This window comes from Bacillus sp. FSL K6-2431 (genome assembly GCF_038005165.1).
Taxonomy (GTDB): Bacteria; Bacillota; Bacilli; order Bacillales; family Bacillaceae; genus Bacillus; species Bacillus pumilus.
Window position 1 is genome coordinate 1,403,262 of the sequence record NZ_JBBOSQ010000001.1, and the last position, 20,161, is coordinate 1,423,422.

General features: G+C 42.8%; 9 protein-coding genes and 2 pseudogenes. All 11 read right to left on the reverse strand.

What is annotated here, in order from left to right; genetic code table 11:
* Positions 1–2 precede the first annotated feature (2 nt).
* Positions 3–9,092 (reverse strand): non-ribosomal peptide synthetase/type I polyketide synthase, encoded by a 9,090-nt coding sequence (locus tag MHH40_RS07050; protein ID WP_340900808.1) that lies wholly within the window; start codon positions 9,090–9,092, stop codon positions 3–5.
* Positions 9,093–9,111: 19 nt separating this feature from the next.
* A complete protein-coding gene (locus MHH40_RS07055) occupies positions 9,112–10,254 on the reverse strand; it encodes an acyl-CoA dehydrogenase family protein (RefSeq protein WP_310026702.1) in 1,143 nt (380 codons plus the stop codon).
* A complete protein-coding gene (locus MHH40_RS07060; protein ID WP_050945733.1) occupies positions 10,241–10,510 on the reverse strand; it encodes an acyl carrier protein in 270 nt (89 codons plus the stop codon). Before MHH40_RS07060 ends, MHH40_RS07055 begins: the two co-directional genes overlap by 14 nt.
* A gap of 27 nt (positions 10,511–10,537) precedes the next feature.
* Positions 10,538–11,593, reverse strand: a complete 1,056-nt coding sequence (locus MHH40_RS07065) for an HAD-IIIC family phosphatase (protein ID WP_340900810.1) — start codon at positions 11,591–11,593, stop codon at positions 10,538–10,540.
* A gap of 14 nt (positions 11,594–11,607) precedes the next feature.
* Complete coding sequence (locus tag MHH40_RS07070) at positions 11,608–12,465, reverse strand: 3-hydroxyacyl-CoA dehydrogenase family protein (protein ID WP_003214220.1); 858 nt, start codon at positions 12,463–12,465, stop codon at positions 11,608–11,610.
* Positions 12,462–13,172, reverse strand: a complete 711-nt coding sequence (locus MHH40_RS07075) for a thioesterase II family protein (RefSeq protein ID WP_050945731.1) — start codon at positions 13,170–13,172, stop codon at positions 12,462–12,464. The genes MHH40_RS07070 and MHH40_RS07075 overlap by 4 nt, the downstream gene beginning before the upstream one ends.
* On the reverse strand, positions 13,169–14,149 hold the full coding sequence (locus MHH40_RS07080; protein ID WP_268458166.1) for a C39 family peptidase: 981 nt from the start codon (positions 14,147–14,149) through the stop codon (positions 13,169–13,171). Before MHH40_RS07080 ends, MHH40_RS07075 begins: the two co-directional genes overlap by 4 nt.
* Positions 14,112–15,653: a serine hydrolase domain-containing protein gene (locus tag MHH40_RS07085; RefSeq protein ID WP_268458165.1), complete on the reverse strand. Its 1,542-nt coding sequence runs from the start codon at positions 15,651–15,653 to the stop codon at positions 14,112–14,114. Before MHH40_RS07085 ends, MHH40_RS07080 begins: the two co-directional genes overlap by 38 nt.
* Positions 15,650–17,578 carry a condensation domain-containing protein gene (locus MHH40_RS18855; RefSeq protein ID WP_445661692.1) on the reverse strand — a complete coding sequence of 643 codons (1,929 nt, stop codon included), beginning with the start codon at positions 17,576–17,578 and terminating at the stop codon, positions 15,650–15,652. The genes MHH40_RS07085 and MHH40_RS18855 overlap by 4 nt, the downstream gene beginning before the upstream one ends.
* Positions 17,555–18,838 (reverse strand): annotated as a pseudogene (locus MHH40_RS18860) (non-ribosomal peptide synthetase); the annotation flags it as partial. The pseudogene MHH40_RS18860 and the gene MHH40_RS18855, both read right to left, overlap by 24 nt.
* Positions 18,833–20,122: pseudogene (locus tag MHH40_RS18865) on the reverse strand (condensation domain-containing protein); the annotation flags it as partial. The pseudogenes MHH40_RS18865 and MHH40_RS18860, both read right to left, overlap by 6 nt.
* Positions 20,123–20,161: the final 39 nt, after the last annotated feature.

Sequence of the window (20,161 nt, forward strand, 5' to 3'; positions counted from 1 at the left end):
ACTTATATTTTCAAGTCATCTAATTCGAAAAGAGATACGTCATCTAATTGCTTGAATGAAGAAGTCAGTTCGATCTCCTCTATTCTTACAGCATCTACTGAAACAGCCCTCATGATGTCTTTCAGCAAGCCCGCAATCTGCTCGATGGTTTCCTCTGTGAAAAGCTCAGTATTATATTCAATCGTTGAAGAAAGACCGTCTTCCTGCTCATACGCAATCCAGAGTAAATCAAAGCGTGACGTTCCTGTCTCATACGGATAATCACTAAAGGTTAAACCGCCTACCTTCAGTTCTGGCTGATTCATATTTTGCAAGGCGAACACAGCATCAAACAATAGATTCCGGCTGACACTCCGGCTTAACTGGAGGTCTTGAACCATTTGTTCATATTGATAGTCTTGATGTCCGAAATCATCGATGACATGTGCTTTCACATCCTGCAGGAATTGCTGGTACGTCAGCTCTGCTTTAGGATACAAACGAAGTGGCAGCATATTGACAAAAATACCGATCACTTGCTGCAGCTCCTCTTGTTTTCTCCCTGCTACCGGAACCCCGACCGTGATATCTGATTGTCCGCTTAATTTATGAAGTAAAATCTGATATACACTTAACAAGCCCATAAACAGTGTGGCGTCTTCCTGTAAAATCACCTGCTTAAACGCGTTCAGCTCCGCTTCTTCTATACGGAACGTATAATGTCCGCCGCGGAATTGTCTCACTTCTGGCCGATCGAAATCTGTTGGCAGATCAAGTAGCGGGGCACTTTCTAACCGGTTTTTCCAGTAATCACTCGATTCTTTCAGTGCTTCTGATGCAAGCAGGTCATTTTGCCATTCTGAAAAATCTTTATATTGCAGAGCGAGAGGCTCAAGCGTCCTACCGTCATATAACTGCATAAAGTCATTGACCAAAATATCTTGAGAAAGACCGTCTGAGATAATGTGGTGCATGTCCAGCATGAGTACGAATTCCTCATCTGCCAGCTTCATCACACCGACTCTCATCAATGGAGCTTCACTTAACGTAAAGGCAGTCAAAAATTGTTCAATCACTTGTTTTTGCTCTTCCTCAGATCCTTGTGTTGATCCGTTAGTGAGGTCAAACAATGTGACTGCAAAAGGTACCTCTTCTTCAATCTTTTGATAAGGGACGCCATTCTCTAGTACAAACGCTGTCCGCAAACTTTCGTGTCTCTTAATGAGCTGCTGAAATGCCCGTTCCAACCTGCTAATATCGAGTTTCCCTTTGATTCGTCCCGCTTTAAACTCATTGTATCCTGTGCTGTTTACATCCATTTGCTGCATGAGATACAACCGTTTTTGCGCAGACGACAGAGGATAATGCTCCTTCACTTCGGCTTTTTCAATCGCATGATAAGCAGCAGTATCTGCTTGATCGATATATGCTGCCATTAATCGTATCGTAGGGATTTGGAAAAATTGTGGCAGCGTCAGCTCTACACTAAATGCACGATGAATGATGCCAATGAAGGTAATCGCCTTTAGAGAATCTCCACCCATTTCAAAGAAATGATCATCTATGCCAATTTCATCAATCTTAAAGAATGCTTGCCAATGTTGACTTAATGCCTTCTCCAGCTCCGTTTCTGGTGCCGCATAATTCGTGGAAAGCGCTGGTCGAGAATACAGGTTGCCATCTTGTTCATGCTCTCCGCCGCTCTCTTCCTCAAGGGATAAACGGTCTACATATCGGTGAATACGATCATGTAAAGATGTTGTCGAAATAACCATTTGTTCCACTTGATCCAGCGAAAGCAATCGTTCAAAGATCATTCTTCCTTCTTTTTCTGTAATTAACGTTTCGGTGACATCATCTCCGATTGGAAGATCAAGCTGCTTCCCCTGCTCAAATTCCCAGCCGTCAAAGCTAATGACAGACCACTGTGTTTCTGAACGTAGATTGCGTTCATACACGTACGCATCGATGAAATGATTCACAGCTGTATAGGCTGTAAAACCGAGTCCGCCCAAGATCGGTGACAAAGATGACAGGACAAAACAGAAATCAAGGGATCGATCACTTAAGGCAGCATCAAGATGAAGCACACCATTCATCTTCGCTTCAAAATGCGGCTCCGAAAAAGTGACATCTGTTTGCTCCATCACCTGGAAAGATTGGTCGCCTGTCACTCCAGCTGCATAGATCACGCCATCGATCTGCCCATATGATGCATCCACTGTGTTGAACAATTGCTGGATATCTTCCTTGTGACGAACGTCTACTTTCTGAATGAGAACATCTGCACCTGTCTCTTCCAGCGCCATTACCCTTTGGATTTTTTTCTTTGTTGGATCCTGTTCATCATGCGCAGACAGCCATTCTTGCCACTTGCTTCTATCAGGGAGTCCAGATCTGCTCGTTAAGATCAATGTTCCCTTCGTTTGCTTGGCCAAAGTCTGGGCGATATTCAATCCAATAAACCCAAGTCCGCCAATTAAAATGTATACACCATCTTTTTTAGCCAAATGAGCCTGTCCTGTTTCAGGAACTGAACTATTCGCATACTTTTTCACATATCGCTTATTTCGTCGATAGACCGTGAGAAGCTGTCCATACGCTCGATCTAGCTCATCGCTTATTTGCTTTAGCAATCTCTTTTCTTGAACCCCATTTTCCACTGGGCGATCAATATCAAGAATGCGGTAACGTAAGTTCGGTGTTTCCTGTGAAATCACCATCGCAGGCCCTAGATGGATCGCTTTTTCAGGATAAAGTACAGGCTCACCGCCAACGGCATACGTCAATGAGGAAAGAACTGTAATCGATACCTTTTGGTCCAACACATATTTTTTCAGTGCCTGGCCGATATAAAGCAAGGAGTAATAAGCATCTTGCTGCGTTTGCTTCACCCATTCTTCTTCCGTGTGAGATAGCTGTCGTTCTGAAAGCCCCCATAGATGACAAACTTTCGACACGTTGATTTCATCATCTGCCAGATTTGACATGAGCCTTTCATAATCAGATGGCTCATGTGACCGAATGGTATAGCTTTTTTTGTCATGCTTCGTAAATTCATTTCCTTTACGAACCACTACGGACTCGTTCCGTTTCGTCAGGAGCTCAGCCGCAATCTTCTCTCCAAAAGCAGATGGATCTGCAAACAAAAGCAAGGCTCCGCCAGACGTATCTTCTGATGGCACGCAAGGTAAAAGATCCGCTTCCCAATGAGGGGTATAGAACCATTCATCCATTTGCTGCTTTCGTCCAGACTGCTTTGGTTTTTCTTGTTTCACACGATCTGCTGCATCATACCAATAGGAAGTTTGATCAAATGCATACGTTGGCAGCGGCATTTTCCGCGGCTGACGGTTTAGATGGAACCTGTCCCAATCAATGGATAATCCGTTTGTCCATAAACGTCCGATTTGACCAAGTAAAAATTCAGTATCCGTCACATCTTGTTTTGCATGTCTTAACACATGACATACATGCTGGTTCAGGCCGTTCAGCGACCGGTTGACCATCACGCTTAAATCTTGTCCTGGACCAATCTCAATTAATTGAATATTGTCCTCTTGTAAAATATTTGTGATGCCTTCAGCAAAGCGAACTGTATCGGTCATATGCCTTTTCCAATAAGACATATCCTTCGCACTCGTATCTGTCATCCAATCTCCTGACAGATTCGAAATGAATGGAATACGAAGCGACTTGGCGTTAATATGCGTTAATTTTTCTCCGAATTGCTCCGCTGCCTCCTTCATGACATGTGAGTGGGCGGCAATGGTTCCACCTAATCGCATACACATCAATCTGTTGCTTTTTAGCTCTTGTTCAAATTCACTTATCGCCTCTTCTAGACCTGACACGATACATGATGAATCATTGACAACCGCGAGAGAAATATCGTTTGGAAGCATCGGTTTTAGCTCTGCCTCAGGTAATGGAACACTCATCATGACGCCAGCTGGTGACGACTGCATCGCATTCGCACGATAGGCGACCATGGACATTGCGTCCTTTAAGCTGAATAGCCCTGATATGGCGGCTGCCGTTAATTCGCCAAAGCTATAGCCGATCATTGCATCAGGACGAACGCCCCATTCAATGAAAAGCATGGATAAGGCATATTCAATGGCAAAAATGGCTGGCTGTGCATATTGAGTACTTGCCAATTGTTCACGTGCCTTTTCTGTTTCAGCTGCTAATGGGTACAGAATACGGGCAAGACTTCGTCCCGTTGCTTCTTCATATGCTTGAAAACAAGCATCCATTTGCTTCTTAAAGTAAGGCTCTTCCCGGTACAAATCTAATCCCATATTGAGATATTGATTGCCTTGTCCAGAAAACATAAAAATAATCTTTTGCTTTTCCACATGCGAATGCATGAGCTTCCCAATGCCCTTGCCTTGCTTTTCTGTTAATACTCTTAGAGCATCTTCTCTGTTTGCCGCAACAAATGCCTGACGAAAACCAAAGGATTGTCTTCCTGTTTGCAGCGTATAAGCTGCGTCTGCCAAATTGATAGAAGGTGTGTTTTCTATTTGGCTTGCGAGTTTGTCTTTCATTCGTTCCAAGCTCGTTTTGCTCTTGGCTGAAAGAACAAGCAGCTCAGCAGAACGAGGCATTTGCTGACGATCTCTTTGTGGTGCTTCTTCTAAGATGACATGTGCATTCGTTCCACCCATTCCAAATGAGCTCACCCCCGCCCGCCGCAAATGGGAAGCTGGCTGCTTCCAGTCGGTCAGCTCAGTGTTTACAAAGAAAGGACTGTGCTCAAATGCAATGTTTTCATTGGCTTTTTTGAAGTGAAGACTAGGTACAAATGTGTGATGCTGAAGCGAAAGCACAGCTTTGATCAAGCCAGCTGCTCCTGCCGCTGCATCTAAATGTCCAATATTTGTTTTCACAGACCCAATGCGGCAAAATTGTTTTTTCTCTGTGTCGAAAGCCTTTGTGAGCGCCTCTATTTCAATCGGATCACCAAGTGATGTGCCAGTTCCATGTGTTTCCACATATTCAATCGTCTCTGGTGAAACATCTGCTTGATGCAGGGCATCCTGAATGACACGTGTCTGTCCTTCGACGCTCGGAGCATTGAAACCAACCTTTTGATCACCATCATTGTTGATGGCAGAGCCCTTAATAACCGCATAAATATGGTCACCATCTTCTATGGCTTCACTAAGTGCTTTTAAAGCAACAAGACCAACACCATCTCCGCCAACAGTTCCATCTGCTTGATCATCAAAAGCGCGGCAGTGGCCATCACTTGATTTCACCATGTTCTGCTGATAAACGTAGCCTGATTTCACTGGGTGCAGGATCGACACACCTCCCGCAAGAGCTACATCTGAATCACCATTTGCAATGGATTGACAGGCCAAATGCAAGGCGACCAAGGAAGTTGAACAAGCGGTTTGCAGCGTAAGCGCCGGTCCTTTCAAATTCAATTTATGGGCAATTCTTGTACTGACGGTATACGTATCATTGAGTGAACCCACTTCAAACAGCTCTGACATGCTGCTATCAAGGGAAGCGGCAAAACGCTGAATCCATTGGAAGTTCGAAGTGGACCCAGTAAACAACCCGACCTTCCCCGTATAATCTTCTTGTACATACCCCGCATCTTCCAGCGCCTTATAGGCGTATTCATGCAGGAGACGTATTTGAGGATCCATCATTTCTGCCTGACCTGGCGAATAGCCGAAGAAGGATGCATCAAATAAATCAGGTCCATCAATGACACCCTTTGCCCTCACATAATCGGATCGCTCGAAGGTTTGGCGGTCAATACCAGCTTCAAGCAGTTCTTCATCGGAAAAGAAGGAAATTGATTCTTCTCCATTCTTCAAATTTCGCCAGAATGCCTCAACATTTTTCGCACCTGGGAATTTACCAGCCATTCCAATAATGGCAATCGGCTCATTGGCTTTTCTTATCTTTTGTTTTACAGGCTGCGTGTCCGCCGCTGTCTGCTCTGAATCGCCGCTTAAATATGCGGCAAGCTCTCTAATCGTTGGGCGGCGGAACATTTCGACCATTGGAATGCTTTGATTCAATTGCTTAGCGAGCTGTTGATTGACGTGGATCAAATTGAGTGAATGCCCGCCAATGTCAAAGAATTTGTCATGAACACTTACCTCATCTAAGCCGAGCACCTTTTTCCAAATGTCTTGAATGACTTTCTCCGTATCAGAAAGATAGTCAGAGCCCGCCTGTTTTTTCGTTTGCTGCGCCTGTTTTAAAGCAGGTAAAGCTCGTTTATCTAGTTTGCCATTGGCAGTCAGCGGCATATCGTCTAATTGAACAAAGTGAGTTGGGATCATATAATCCGGCAGTTGATCAGCCAACGCTTGTTTTATTGCCGCTTGATCAAGTATGGCTGTCGTGACAACATATGCGGCCAAACATGGTGTACCAGAAACATCTGGCTTTACAACAACAGCTGCTGCTTTTATTCCTGGCTGTTCATTCAACCAAAATTCAATCTCACCAGTTTCAATCCGGTAGCCTCTCAGCTTCACTTGATCATCATTTCGACCTAAAAATTGAATGAGACCATTAGGGAGAATGCGCGCTGCATCACCTGTTTTATAAATTTTTTCTCCTGGCTGGAAAGGGTGATCGACAAATCTTTCTTCGGTTAGTTCTGGGCGATTCAAATAGCCTTTTGCGACACCTTTTCCGCCAATATATAATTCACCGACGGCTCCTTCCGGCATGAGATTCATATGTCTGTCAAACAGAAGAATATCTGTATGCTGTGCTGGCTTTCCAATCGGTACATACACGTCTTGATCAAGATCCTGATCATATCGATGAATCATGCAGCCAACGACCGTTTCAGTTGGTCCATATTCATTCACAATTTCAATTGGCTGCGGAAAGGACTGCTGAATTGATTTCGCTAAAGATGTTTCCAGCTGCTCTCCGCCTAAAATGAAACATTTCATTTGGCTGTCTGGGAAAGACAAATGCTTAATAAACTGTAAATGAGATGGTGTCAGTTTCATCACATGTACACGGTTGTCGTTTATGATGTCTTCGACAAGTAGCTGCCGGTTTTCATGGTGATAAATCATGATGGTATTTCCTGAAATGAGCGGCGTGAAAATAGAAGTAACCGTCAAGTCAAAGGACAGTGAGGTATACAAAGCAAAATGCCTTGTTTCTCCTCGAACATATACTTGCTTCGCCCAATCAATATAGTTGGCTAAGCCAAGATGATGAATGAGTACTCCTTTTGGTCTTCCGGTCGTTCCTGATGTATAAATGCAGTAGGCTGTTTGGTCTGAGGTGATGGCTTGTGCCAAGTTGTCTGATGGTCCGGTGTATAGATCCGGCTGCGTGATATCAATTTTTTCTCCATGATAGGCATAGGTGAGCCCTTTCATTGGATGAGTTAAGAGCCATTCTACTCCGCTGTCTTCTAATAGATATTCTATTCGTTCCTGCGGATATTCAGGATCAATCGGCACGTAAGCACCGCCAGCTTTTAAGATCGATAAGCATGCTATCACCATTTCAATGGAATGCTCTGCTAAAATGCCGACACGCTGCTCCTGTTTGACCCCTTTGTTTTGTAAATAATGTGCGAGCTGGTTCACTCTCTTATTGAGTTGTTCATATGTAACCGTCGTATCGCCAAACTCAACTGCGACTGCCGCTGGCGTTCGCTCCACTTGTGCTTCAAATAGATCAATCACCGTTGGCTCATGGCTAGGTGTTGCTCCGCCGTATTGCTGGAAGACCGCTAACTGCTTTTCTTTCTCTTCTTCTGATAGCAACTGGAGCTGAGCAGCAGATTTGTGCGGATGTGCACAGGCATCAGACAGGAGATGAAGAAAATGCTGACACCAATTTTCGATTTGCTCAGCTGAAAAGCTGACAGGGTTATACACCAATGAAAAGTGCAGCTGATCATCAAACGCCTGAACACTAAGCGTGAGATCGAATTCTGTCTGCTCAGTCATCTCAAATCCACGAATACGAATTGGCTGATCGTTTTTCGTGAGCATTTGATCTAGTGGATAGTTTTCAATGACGACGATTGAATCGAATAATGATTGCTCTGCAGTCATTCCTGCATATTTTTTTAAGTCAGATAGTGGGGTATGTTCATATTCATTTCTTACAGCGATCTCACGGCTCACCTCCTGCATCTGTTCAAGAATTGGCCGCTCCTGTTCGAATGAGACTCGCAGCGGTAAAGTGTTAATGAACAGCCCAGTCATCTTTTCAATATGAGGGACATCCGCATTTCTCCCTGATACTGTTGTCCCAAAGACAATATCATCTTGGTTCGCATACTTAGATAGTAAAACTCCCCACAGCGTATACATCACAGATGCCAGCGTCACGTCATATTGATTTGTGAATTTGCTCAAGCTCTCCGCAATGGAAGTATCCACTTGATGTTCATATTGATGAAACACTTCTGAAGGTTCATATGCGCCGCTTGACTTCGGAAGCAGTTCTGCATAACTCCATCCGTTGAAAACATTTTTCCAATAGGCGGCTTGTGCTTCTGTCTGTTGAAGGTTTTTCTGCTGCCATTTGACAAAGGATTGGTAGGACGGTCTTTGTTCCAGAAGAGGTTTGTCCCCATTCGATAAGCGCTCATATGCACTCATCCAATCGCTTAATACAATCCCAAGGCTCCATCCGTCCAATAAAATGTGATGGAAGCTAATGAGAACCCAGCTGACTTCATCATTCACTTCACATAACGTCAGGCGGAATGGGACTTCCTGCAGATCAAAGCGTTCTTCTCGGTTCTGTGCCGTCACCTCTTCTTTCAGCACATGAAGAGGCTCCTTCGCTTGCGTGAAATCACGATATCGAATGTCTGGCTGATGCTCCTTCAGCACAATTTGTACTGGCTTTGCCAGTTCCTGCCATCTGAACAATGTTCTAAGCATTTCATGCTGTTTGGTGACATTCGTCCATGATTGTTCAAAAATGTCTCGATCTATTGGTCCGTCTATTTCGATCAGCAGTTGTTCAAAATAAGCTGTTCCGTTCGGTTCCATTAAATGATGAAACAGCAGTCCTTCTTGGATCGTAGTGACACCTAACATATTTTCAATGTTCTGTTTATCCAGCTTCTGCGGCTGTAAAGCCATGGGATCATCTCCTTTCTCTCTAAGAATGTTTCACAAAATAATGGCGTAAACCATAGTTAGCAATAACCTGCTGCTGAATTTGCGAAGTTCCTTCAATAATTTCAAGCACCTTTGCTTCACGATATAGTCTTGAAGCTGAGTTTTCCCGGCTAAATCCACTTCCGCCATGAATTTGGACATTTGTATTTGTAATGTCAACGGCAATTTTAGAGGTGAAATATTTTGCGATGGATGTTTCAGTGATCGCATCAGGATGATTCGCTTCTCTCATTTCCCCAGCCTTTAGGCATAAGGCTCTCGCTGCATGGAGCTGGGTCACCGCATCTCCGATCATGCCTTTGATCATTTGATGCTTGTACAATTTTTCATTAAACTGTGTTCTTTTACGCGAATACGTGACAAGAGAATCAACGGCTTCTTGTGCGATGGCAAGCCCTGCCCAAGCGACACTGTATCTTCCATGGTCTAATGCGAGTGACACCACATGGTTAAATCCGCCTCCAACTGGTCCTAAGACACAGTCTTCATGAACCTGAACATGATCGAGGGTGATTTCCGCTAAATATGACGCTCGGTTGGCCATCATTCCTGTAATCCTCTCAATCTCTACACCCGGCTGATTTCGATCGACAAGGAATGCCGTGACTTGTTCACCGTCTCTTGCAATCACAATAAAGAAATCGGCAATCGCTCCAAAGGAAATCCACTTTTTCTTCCCATTTAATACATAGGATTGCCCTTCCTTTTGATAGCTTGTTTCAACATGATTGGCATCTGAACCAATATTCGGCTCTGACAAAGCAAAGGCTCCGATTTTTTCTCCCTTGGCTAATTCAACGAGCCAGCCTTGTTTTTGCTCTTCTGTTCCATAACGAAGAATGGCTTCTCCTACAAGTGAATTCACTGTCAATAATGTGCGTACATTACAGCAAGCTTTTCCCACTTGTTCTGTGAACTGTCCATATGCGATTGGATCAAGCCCTAGCCCTTGATAGGAAGACGGGATACCTGCTGCCAAGTAGCCTCTTTTTGCCATATCTCGAATCAGTGACTCTGGCAAATGTTCCGTCTCATCGAATTCATTGGCAAACGGACGGATATGTTCATCGCAATACTGGCGAATTTCTTCAACGGCATTGATCGTTTGTTCAGCTGTTTTCATGAAGAGCCGCCCCCTGTTGTTTTCTCTCAATTAAGGCGACAATGCGATTGACCGTACTAAAATGAGCAATGTCGAGGTCTTCGTTATCTAATTGGAATTGAAAGTCTTGCTCGATATAGTTCACTAGTTTCATCGCAAATAGAGAATTCACAAAGCCTTGTTCAAAAATATGATCATCATTTCCAAGCTCAATTTCCTCATCAAATACCACTAGGTTTTGCTCGATATAGGCTCTTACTTGTTCGTGTAGGTTCATGATTTAATCTCCTCGCTTTTCGCTTTTTTATTGTTTGGCTGGGTCTTTCTGATTTAATTCAATATTGACATCTACGTATTCTGGGAAAGGCTGAATCATGCTTAAATCATTTTCAAACAAGATATAGCCGTCCTCCCCTTTCTCAATTTCTTTGAAATTCGCAAACTTATATGTGATGTACATCATGCGGTTTCGGTCGGTTTGTTTAAAGTCAGCGACAAGCCGCTTTCCTCGCTTTTTCGCTTCTTGCAAAATCGTTGTGAGTAAGATGGTCCCAACACCACGAGACATGACGCGGCAAGACATAAGCAGCAGTTTGACATGCCATGTGTCACCTGTTTCTTCTATTAATGAGAGTCCAATTTTTCCATAGGAACCGAATTTATCTTCAAGTTCACAGACAAGCAGCAAGTGAGAATCTGATTGACGGAAGAAATCAAGCTCTTCATAATCGTAGGTTTTCCCGCTCGCATTTAATTGATTGGTACGGACGGTCAATTCTTCAGCGCGCTGGAGGTCTTGTTCTCCTGCTTCTGATATCACGAATTTCATATGTAAAGACGCCAAGAATTTCTCAGGCGGCCCTTCATATTTCTCTTCTTCCCGCTGCCTTTTGTCCGCTTCTAAGTACATTCTTCTGCGTCGTCTAGCATCTTCTGTGATAAAGACTGGACGCAGCCGATCATCAGTGAGTAATGACAGATAATCCACTGCATCCCAGCACGTAATCTCTGGATGAACAGCCTTCACTTCTTCTCGTTCAAATGGCTGATCATCAATAAAGAGAATGGTATCTTTATGAATATTTAGGCGCTCGCTGATTCTCTCTAATGAACTAGATTTGGCATTCCAATGAATCTCTGGATAGAGAAAGAAATGTTCGATTCCGAAGGCAGAAAGCTTTTCCTTCACGGCTGCTTCATCGTTCCGGCTTGCTATAGAAAGAAGGATGCCGCGCTCATCTAACTCTGTTAGTACTTCCTTCATCGATGGTTTTAACGTCACTTCATCTGACTCAAGTAAAATTCCATCCCATAATGTATGATCTAAATCCCAGACAACACACTTAATTTGCTTAGCCATTGGTTATTCTCCTCTCACATGTCATATTGGAAAAAGCCCTTGCCTGATTTTTTGCCGTACTCGCCTGCATCAACCATTTTGACAAGCAGAGGACATGGACGGAACTTCGGATCTTTGTAGCTCTCGTATAAAACAAGCAATGAATTCAAAATCGTATCAAGCCCAATTAAGTCTCCTGTCGCAAGTGGTCCCATTTTATGACCGAAACCTCCGCGGAAAATTTTATCGACATCCGCTGGCGTAGCGACTTGATCTTGCACCGCCCAAATCGCTTCGTTGATTGTCAGCATCAGCACACGATTGGAAACAAATCCCGGAAAATCATGCACCACAACTGGTGTTTTATCAAACGATTTCAAGAAATCTTTTGCCGTTTCCACTGTGTCATCAGAAGTTGCTTTACCTCTAATGACTTCAACTAGCGCTTTAAGAGGAACAGGGTTCATAAAGTGCGCCCCAATGACATTCTCAGGGTGATGCATAAGGGAACCTACCTTTGTGATGGAGATACAGCTTGTGTTTACAAAATAGATGGTTTCTTTCGCACAAATATCTCGTAGCTCTTCATAAATAGGTTTTTTAATCTCCCAATCTTCCGTCACATTTTCAATGACGATATGCGCGTCATGTAATCCTTCAAGTGAAGTTGACAGCTGGATTTGAGACAATACATCTTCTAAAGACAATGAGATTTTCTTCTTTCTCACAAATTGAACCAATTGATAGGTCTTCTTAATTTTTTCCAGCGCTTCGTTTAACTTTTCTTCTGTGACATCAACTAATGTGACTTGATAGCCATTTGCTGAAAGGTCTAATGCCATATCAGCCCCCATGACACCTGCTCCAATCACGCCTACGTGCTTCGTGTTCATTTCTCCAACACTCCAATTCGCTTTAAAATGACATTGATTTTTTCAACGACTTCATTTGTGAATGAATGAATAAAAAAGTGATCTCCATCGAATTCGAAAAACGCACAATCTTCGCTTGTATATTGATCCCAATCGTCTAAATCGAACAGCACAGAAGGCAAATCACGTGTACCATAAAAAATAGAAATTGGACAAGCAGCTGGAACGACTTCATCACACAAATAGGTCTCCAAAAGCTGAAAGTCTGCTCTTAAAATCGGCAGAAAGAAATCAAGCACTGCATGGTTATCAGCAAGTTCCTCAGGAACGCCTCCCATCGCAATGATCGCTTCTTTTAATTTGGAATCTGACAGCTGATGATAGACTTTCTTTTCTGGAATATGTGGCGGGAAGCGCCCAGAATAAAAGACATGAACAGGCTCTCTGTTTAACCTTGTTTTCATTCTTTTTTGTAATTCATATGCAAGGACGGCTCCCATACTATGACCGAAAATGGCATAGGGCTCTCCTTCTTTTAAGGAGGAGGACGCCTGTACATAAAGATCATCTGCGACCTGCTGTAAATCGGTTAGTACAGGCTCTGTCATTCTTGTCCCGTGCCCAGGGAGTTCAAGGGCATGAATTTCTATCGACCGGTCTATATAAGATTTCCACGTACTGAATACGGTACTGGCTCCACCTGCATACGGTAAGCAAAATAACTTCACGACACGCCACACTCCCTTTTGCATTTGATTGCCAACGCTTCCAGCCAGTGTTTTTCATCCTGGATGATCTGTTCTAAAGAAGCTTTGATATTGGCTTGGTACCTACTAGACATCTCACCTGAAAAAAGGAGTTTTGCTGCCTGATGCCTTGCTTTCTCCCATTCTGCTAAAATACGTTCCATCCCTCCCACCAGCTCAGGTAGATCGCCTTTGATGAGATTCAGCCGATACAGCTCTACTTTCTTCGTATTGATGATCTGATTGAACGACGTCACGAGCTTCTCGATATCATCCCATTGCGGAAGCTGCTCATAAAATGTTTCAAGAGCTGCGATTCCTTTTTCTATTACGTCTATCTGACCATGCATATTTCTCAGGAAATAAGTCGTTTTTTGATCAAATAACTCAGTCGAGAGCTTGTCCGGATCAAAGAAGAAGGCCGCATAGGAATGAAATTGATCATTCGGCTGAAAATGATCATGAAAGGTGTCATATCCTTTCTGTACATCTTTAAATGACAGCACTTGATGCTCATAAGACAAATTATCTAAATGCCGATTCTCTAATACGTGAAAGATTTGCTGATTTTCATCGAATCCAGTAATTAAAATGGAATGACGGCTATGGGTTGTCAAATACTCTTTTCTGCCTCGCTGAACGTAAGGGTCTACCCATACAATTACCGGGCGGTCACACGTCACATCTTGCTTGACCTTTTCAATGAGGTTGGGACAATACGTCATTTTTTCTACTTGAATGCCTTGTAAATTCATAATCTTTTCTGGATCGTGTGCCGACATCCAGTCAATCTGTAGCAAGCCGTTCTCTGTAAGCCCGTAGGCAAATTGATCATTTAATAAGTATGGAGAAACTTCTTGATCATGCAGCTTCACAATTGGAAAAAAGCAATTGAAAAAACAGCTGCGATAAAACAAATCATTATAAGGATGAATGCCCGAAATCTGTTTGACGGTCATCTTTTTTTCCTCCCTTTCCAGCAGGAGATGTCACCATAAATCCTTTGATGAAACCAATCGTACAAAACCAAATGAAAAACAAATAATAAGAAATCGCTAATTCAATGAGAGAGGAAGGTCCCCATACAAAAGTCATTTTCCAAGGCAGCCCATTAAAGGCTAGCTGCGCAACAATGATTGGCAGGAGCAATATCCCAATTAGCAGCAGCACCCAGCCGCTACTTTTCAGCCAGAAGCGAAGTGACATGTCCCTGCGAACTATAGCGCCGTTTCTTACACGCTTTTTCCACTTGATAAAACGAACGATAGACACTATTTGCAGCAAAATAAAAAGACATGTGGCACCAAGACTCAACTGATCAATGAGCTGAAAAGGGTCCATTGATGACTCTACTTCCTCATTTGTACCCGTGATCGTTTTGGCAATAAGACGTGCTGTTTGCTCTGTGTAGCTGCTATTCATATTTGCTAACACTCCGATCGCAACCTCTTCTTTTGGCTGGATCAGAAAAAATGATGAATAGTTAGGGTTAGAGCCCGCATGAAAAAGCGAGTCTACCTGCTCATGTGCCTTTTCTATATACCAGCCGGCATTGTAATAGACATGCTTCCCTTCTTCTGGGACATTCACAGTTAAGTGATCAGGATTTTTTACAAAGCGAGACCAAGTTGAATCGGTCAATTGATATTGCAGCCAAGTCCCCACATCCTGACTATTCATCACAATATAGCCTGCCGGAGTGTTGCCTCGATATTCTGGTGCTTTATAAGCATGCGGAGCAAGGAATTGCAATTTAAACCCTTCTGAGACAGCGCCGGATTTCATCCGTTTTAGCCCAGCCTCCGTTTGGTCAAGATGATGCCTTTTAAACAGTCCTTTCATATAAGCCTCATACGATGTTCCTGTTACATTTTCAATGATGAGACCAAGGACATCATAGTTGATGGTCGCATATTCAAAGGAACTGCCTGGCTTACGATTAAGCTCGATTGATTTCAGCTGATCTACTGTTTTTTTCAACGCATCCTTTGTAGTATCTGGCTGGATAAGCGCAATGGATTGAAAGGGAATGCCGCTTGTGTGATGCATTAATTGCTCCACCGTTAAACGCTGAGGCTTTCCATTGTATGTTGGAAAAAAACCTGGAATATAGCTACTCACCGGATCTTTTAAATGAAGTTTCCCTTGCTTCTCTAACTCCACAATCGCAAGAGCGGTAAACGCCTTTGATGTAGATCCAATTTCAAAGAAAGTGCTGGCTGTCACTTGCTTCTTTTTCTTTCGATCCGCATAACCAAAGCCTTTTTGGTACACCACTTCGTCCTTTTTCACAACCACAACGGACATGCCTGGAATGCGTCCAAGCTCCATCTGTTCCTCTATCACTTGATCAACGGCTTTAGATGAAATCACTGCTTTTGCATGTGTCCAACCGGCAAAGCTGCTTATCCATAAGACCGCTAATAAAAATGAAATGTAGATAACATGCTGATTTTTCCTCATGTAAATAATGAATCCATTTCTTCAAGAGACATATCCACTGTTTCAAAATCAGACGGTGTAAATTCGATTCCTTCTTTCTCTAAGCAATGCTGTACAAGACGCTCAATTTGCTGCTCTACCGCTTGCAATAGCTGCATCATGTCTGTTTCACACAGCTGTTTTTCGCTGAAAGAAAGATGAAAAATCAGCTGACCGCCCTTGATGGTAGCGACCATATCGATGACGGTTGTTAATGGATTATCCAATGACGAATCCATCCCCGATGTAAAGTAAGACATCTCATAATCAGATGATTGTTTCAGCACTTGATCAATTTCACCTAGATAGTTAAAGCGTAATTGCGGCGCTGAATGAGGAGAAAGCTGCTTATTGATGAGTGACAACAGCCCATAGTCTGCACCTTTATTTGGCACTTCACGTATCGTTTCTTTGACAGTTCGTATGTGATCCGAGAGAGATTCAGACACATGAACATTCACAGGATACATGGTGGTGAACCAGCCGAACGTTCTAGATACATCAATCTCATCCTCTACTGCATCCCTGCCATGACCTTCTAATTCCAAAGAAATCCGCTCTTGATTCGTTTGCTGATAACAGGCTTGCGTCAAGGCTGAAATTAACAGTTCATGCGGCTGCGTTTGATACGCTTGATTCGCTTGATTGAGCAATTGATTCGTGAGTTCCACTGATAATGCGTTGGTTAATTTGATTTCGTCTCTGACATATCCCTCATTTGAGGAAACTGGATACAGAGGCTGTATATTTTGCACCGCTTTTTGCCAATAACTGACCGACTCTTTTACACCCTCTGATACTGCATACTGATTCACCCGCTCGGCAAATGTTTGATAGGAATGGGTTTTAGACGGAAGTACTTCTGCTGTAACCTTCTCTGCATGCAATAATTGAATCAAGTCCTCCACAAGAATTTGCCAAGACATACCATCAGCTAATAGATGATGGGCGGCAAAGATGAGATGTGATTGAGAATCAGTTTGACAAAGCGCAGCCTGAATCAATGGTCCTTGATAAAGATGAGTCCTTTGCTTGATCTGATATCCTACTTCTTGTAATGCTTCTTCCACATTCTCTTCTGACAATGCCGTGAAATCGTGTATCATCAGCGGAATATCTTGAATGTCTTCATCATAATAGAGTGTGTTTGTTGCCTCATGTACTTTTAACCTTAGTCCATCATGGTGAATGACGAGCTCTTTGAGAACATCCTGCACGATGGTTTCATCCATCTTTTTCTTTGAATGAACAATGATGGATTGATGCCAGAAATGTTCATCTTTTAACCGCTGGGACCAGAACCATTCGATAATTGGAATCGATTTCACATCACCCACAGCTTGCTCTTGTGAGATATGTATGACAGGTTCCTGCTGAACGACTTGTGCCATTTCTCTAAAAATGGGGTAAGTAAAAAGATCCTTGGTTTTTAAATAGAGTCCTTTGTCTTTTAATTTCGCAATAAATTGAATCGCCTTAATGGAATCTCCGCCAAGCTGATAAAAATGATCAGCCGGTTCGATTGTTTCATGCCCTAAGATGCCTTTTGCTGTATCTACGATGATCTCTTCAATGTCCGCTGTTTCCTTGGACCACTCAACAGCTGTTTCTTGAGACAGCAATGGATCAGGCAGTGCCGTTCGATTGATTTTTCCGTTTTGAGTGAGCGGGAGCTCGTCTAGTACAACAAAATAGGCAGGTACCATGTAAGCTGGAAGCTGATCTGATAATTTCTTTCTAAGTAAAAAGGACGTCATCTGTTTTTCTTTCAATTCAATATAGGCAGCCAGCTGTTTTTCTCCAGATTCATCGGTTAGATCAATAACCGCTGCTTTATCTACTTCTTCAAGTGCCATCAGTGCAAGTTCAATTTCACCGAGCTCAATCCGGTAGCCTCGCAGCTTGATTTGATGATCAATTCTGCCAATGTAATCAATCTTTCCATCATTTGCTCGTTTGGCGATATCACCTGTTCGATACATGCGGCGACCATTTACAAATGGATTGGGCAGAAAGCGTGATTCCTGCAAATCAGGTCTTTGCCAATACCCTCTGCCAACACCTGCACCTGAAATATAGATTTCTCCTACTGTCCCAGGCAGCACGGCTTGCTGATGCTCATCTAAAAGGTAAATCTCTGTATTGGGCATTGGCACACCAATTGACACAGATGCCCCTTCCCCTTCATCATCTTGATGGAATTGATGAATCATACAGCCAACGGTTGCTTCAGTTGGTCCATATTCATTAAAGATAGATATCCTTCCATCACTTGCCTCTGTGATTCTTTTAGCCAAAGCGGTCGATAATTGTTCTCCGCCCACAATCATCCGTTTCACAACTGATTGAGAAAGTGCAGCATCTGTTAGCAGTGCCATATGAGCTGGTGTCAGCTTGATGACTTTCGCTTTTTGATCAAACAAAATATGTTCTAATAAAAAGCCTGGCTGATCCTCTTGACGATAGATCATCACGGTACTGCCAATGACCAATGGCGTATAAATGGATGTCACGGTTAAATCAAACGCAATGGATGAATACAAGGCAAAATGATCATCTGATGAATCAGTATAGTGTGTTTTGGCAGACATGATATAGTTCACTAAGCTTCGGTGCTCAATCATGACTCCCTTTGGCTGTCCTGTAGAGCCAGACGTATAAATCATATATGCGACATCTTCAGCATCTCCAATGAATGGATGTTCCGCATTATACTGAGCCAACTGATCCCACACGTTGTAGATATTGTACGTATCGCCATTAAAATGGTATGCAGATGCGTCATCTGTGAAAAACAGCTTTGCCTGGCTGTCATCCAAAATAAACTGAATACGTTCCTCTGGATACTCAGGATCAATCGGCACATATGCGCCTCCAGCCTTTAAAATCCCCAGCAGCAGCACAATAAGTTCTGGTGAATGATTCATACATACGGCAACAAAGTCATGTCTTTGTAAGCCATGTGTTTGTAGAAAATGCGCCATTTGATTGGTTTTTCTCTCAAGTTCACCGTATGTCATGCTATGAGATCCGTCCTGAAGTGCAATTCGATCAGGAGAAGACGTTGACATGTCTGTGATCAATTCATGGATTTTTTGTTTCTGTGGAAACAGCATGCCTGTGTCGTTCCAGTGATATAGCTCTCGATGTGTCTCGACTTCTGTCATGAGAAGTACGTCTTTTAACAGCTGCTTTGGCTGAGCGAGTATCGTTTCGACAAAGAGAATCATTCTTTCGTGTAGAAAGTCGATATCTTCATTGCTGTAATCTGAGATCTTGTAATCATATTGAAGCTCGATTTGCCCTTTTTCATCCCATTCTTTCACAGCAACTTGTAAGCCATATGGCTGGAAGCCATTGTAAAGCTCTATGTATTCAACCTTGTATCCTTCCATCTCCTGCACCATATTTGTGCTGTAGGAGTTGATATAGATTTGAAAAAGCTGATCATACCCTGCTTTTGCAAGCTCTAAATCTTTGACAAGTGCATCATAGGGATAACGCTGATGCAGGAAGTAAGCCTTATAGCTTTTTTGAACGTCTGTTAAGCTTTCTAACAAAGAGAGATGAGGATCGATCTTCATTCGATATGGCATTGTACTTACGGTCATACCGGACGTGGCTTTTTCCTTTTGTCCGGAACGATTGAGAACTGGCGTCCCAATAATAAAATCTTTTTGCTGGTATCTTTTATGCAAGTAGACGAAGAGTCCTAAAGTAAATAAAGAGTTGATTGAACAATGATGGACATCTATAAATTCATAGATTCGTTCTGAGAGTTGTCGATCAAGATAATGGCTTTGCCGATGGCCTTTGATTTGGTCAGTTCCCTGTACCAAATAACTATCAGACACATCAGATAATGCTTCTTTCCAAAATTGCTGATCTTTTTTAAATCTTGGGGAGTTCATATATTTTGATTCTTTATCAATAAATACAGAGTGATTGTCTGCTTCTTGTTCGATAGAGGAGCTGTGGGTAAGAGCAGTGTAAAGCTGGCTAATTTTATCGATGATTACTTTCATCGACCATCCATCTGCTACTGTATGATGGCATTTGATGAAATAACCGGATTGTTGTTCACTGATTTTTAGTACCGCAAATTCGGCGAGAGAGGTTTCTGTTAATTGAAATGGTGTTTTGAAGGCTTTTTCGGCCCATTCTAGCATGTCTTCATGTGTGGAAAACTCATAGGTAGGAATAGGGCTATCGGCGTTTGGATCAACGTATTGAAGCGTTTCACCATCTTTCTCTACTAGCTTGAGACGAAGAGATTCTGTCATCATGATACAAGATGCAATGGCCTGCTTCAGTTTATCGAGATGCAATGGCCCATTGACGAAAATGATACCGCCAATATGATTGATCGGTGTTCCTGGATAAAATGTTTCCATGTTCATCACGCGCCGCTGCGGATGTGTTAATGGCCAATATACTAAACTATTAGTCAATTACGCCACCTCTACTTTTCATATAGTTAACATTTCTAC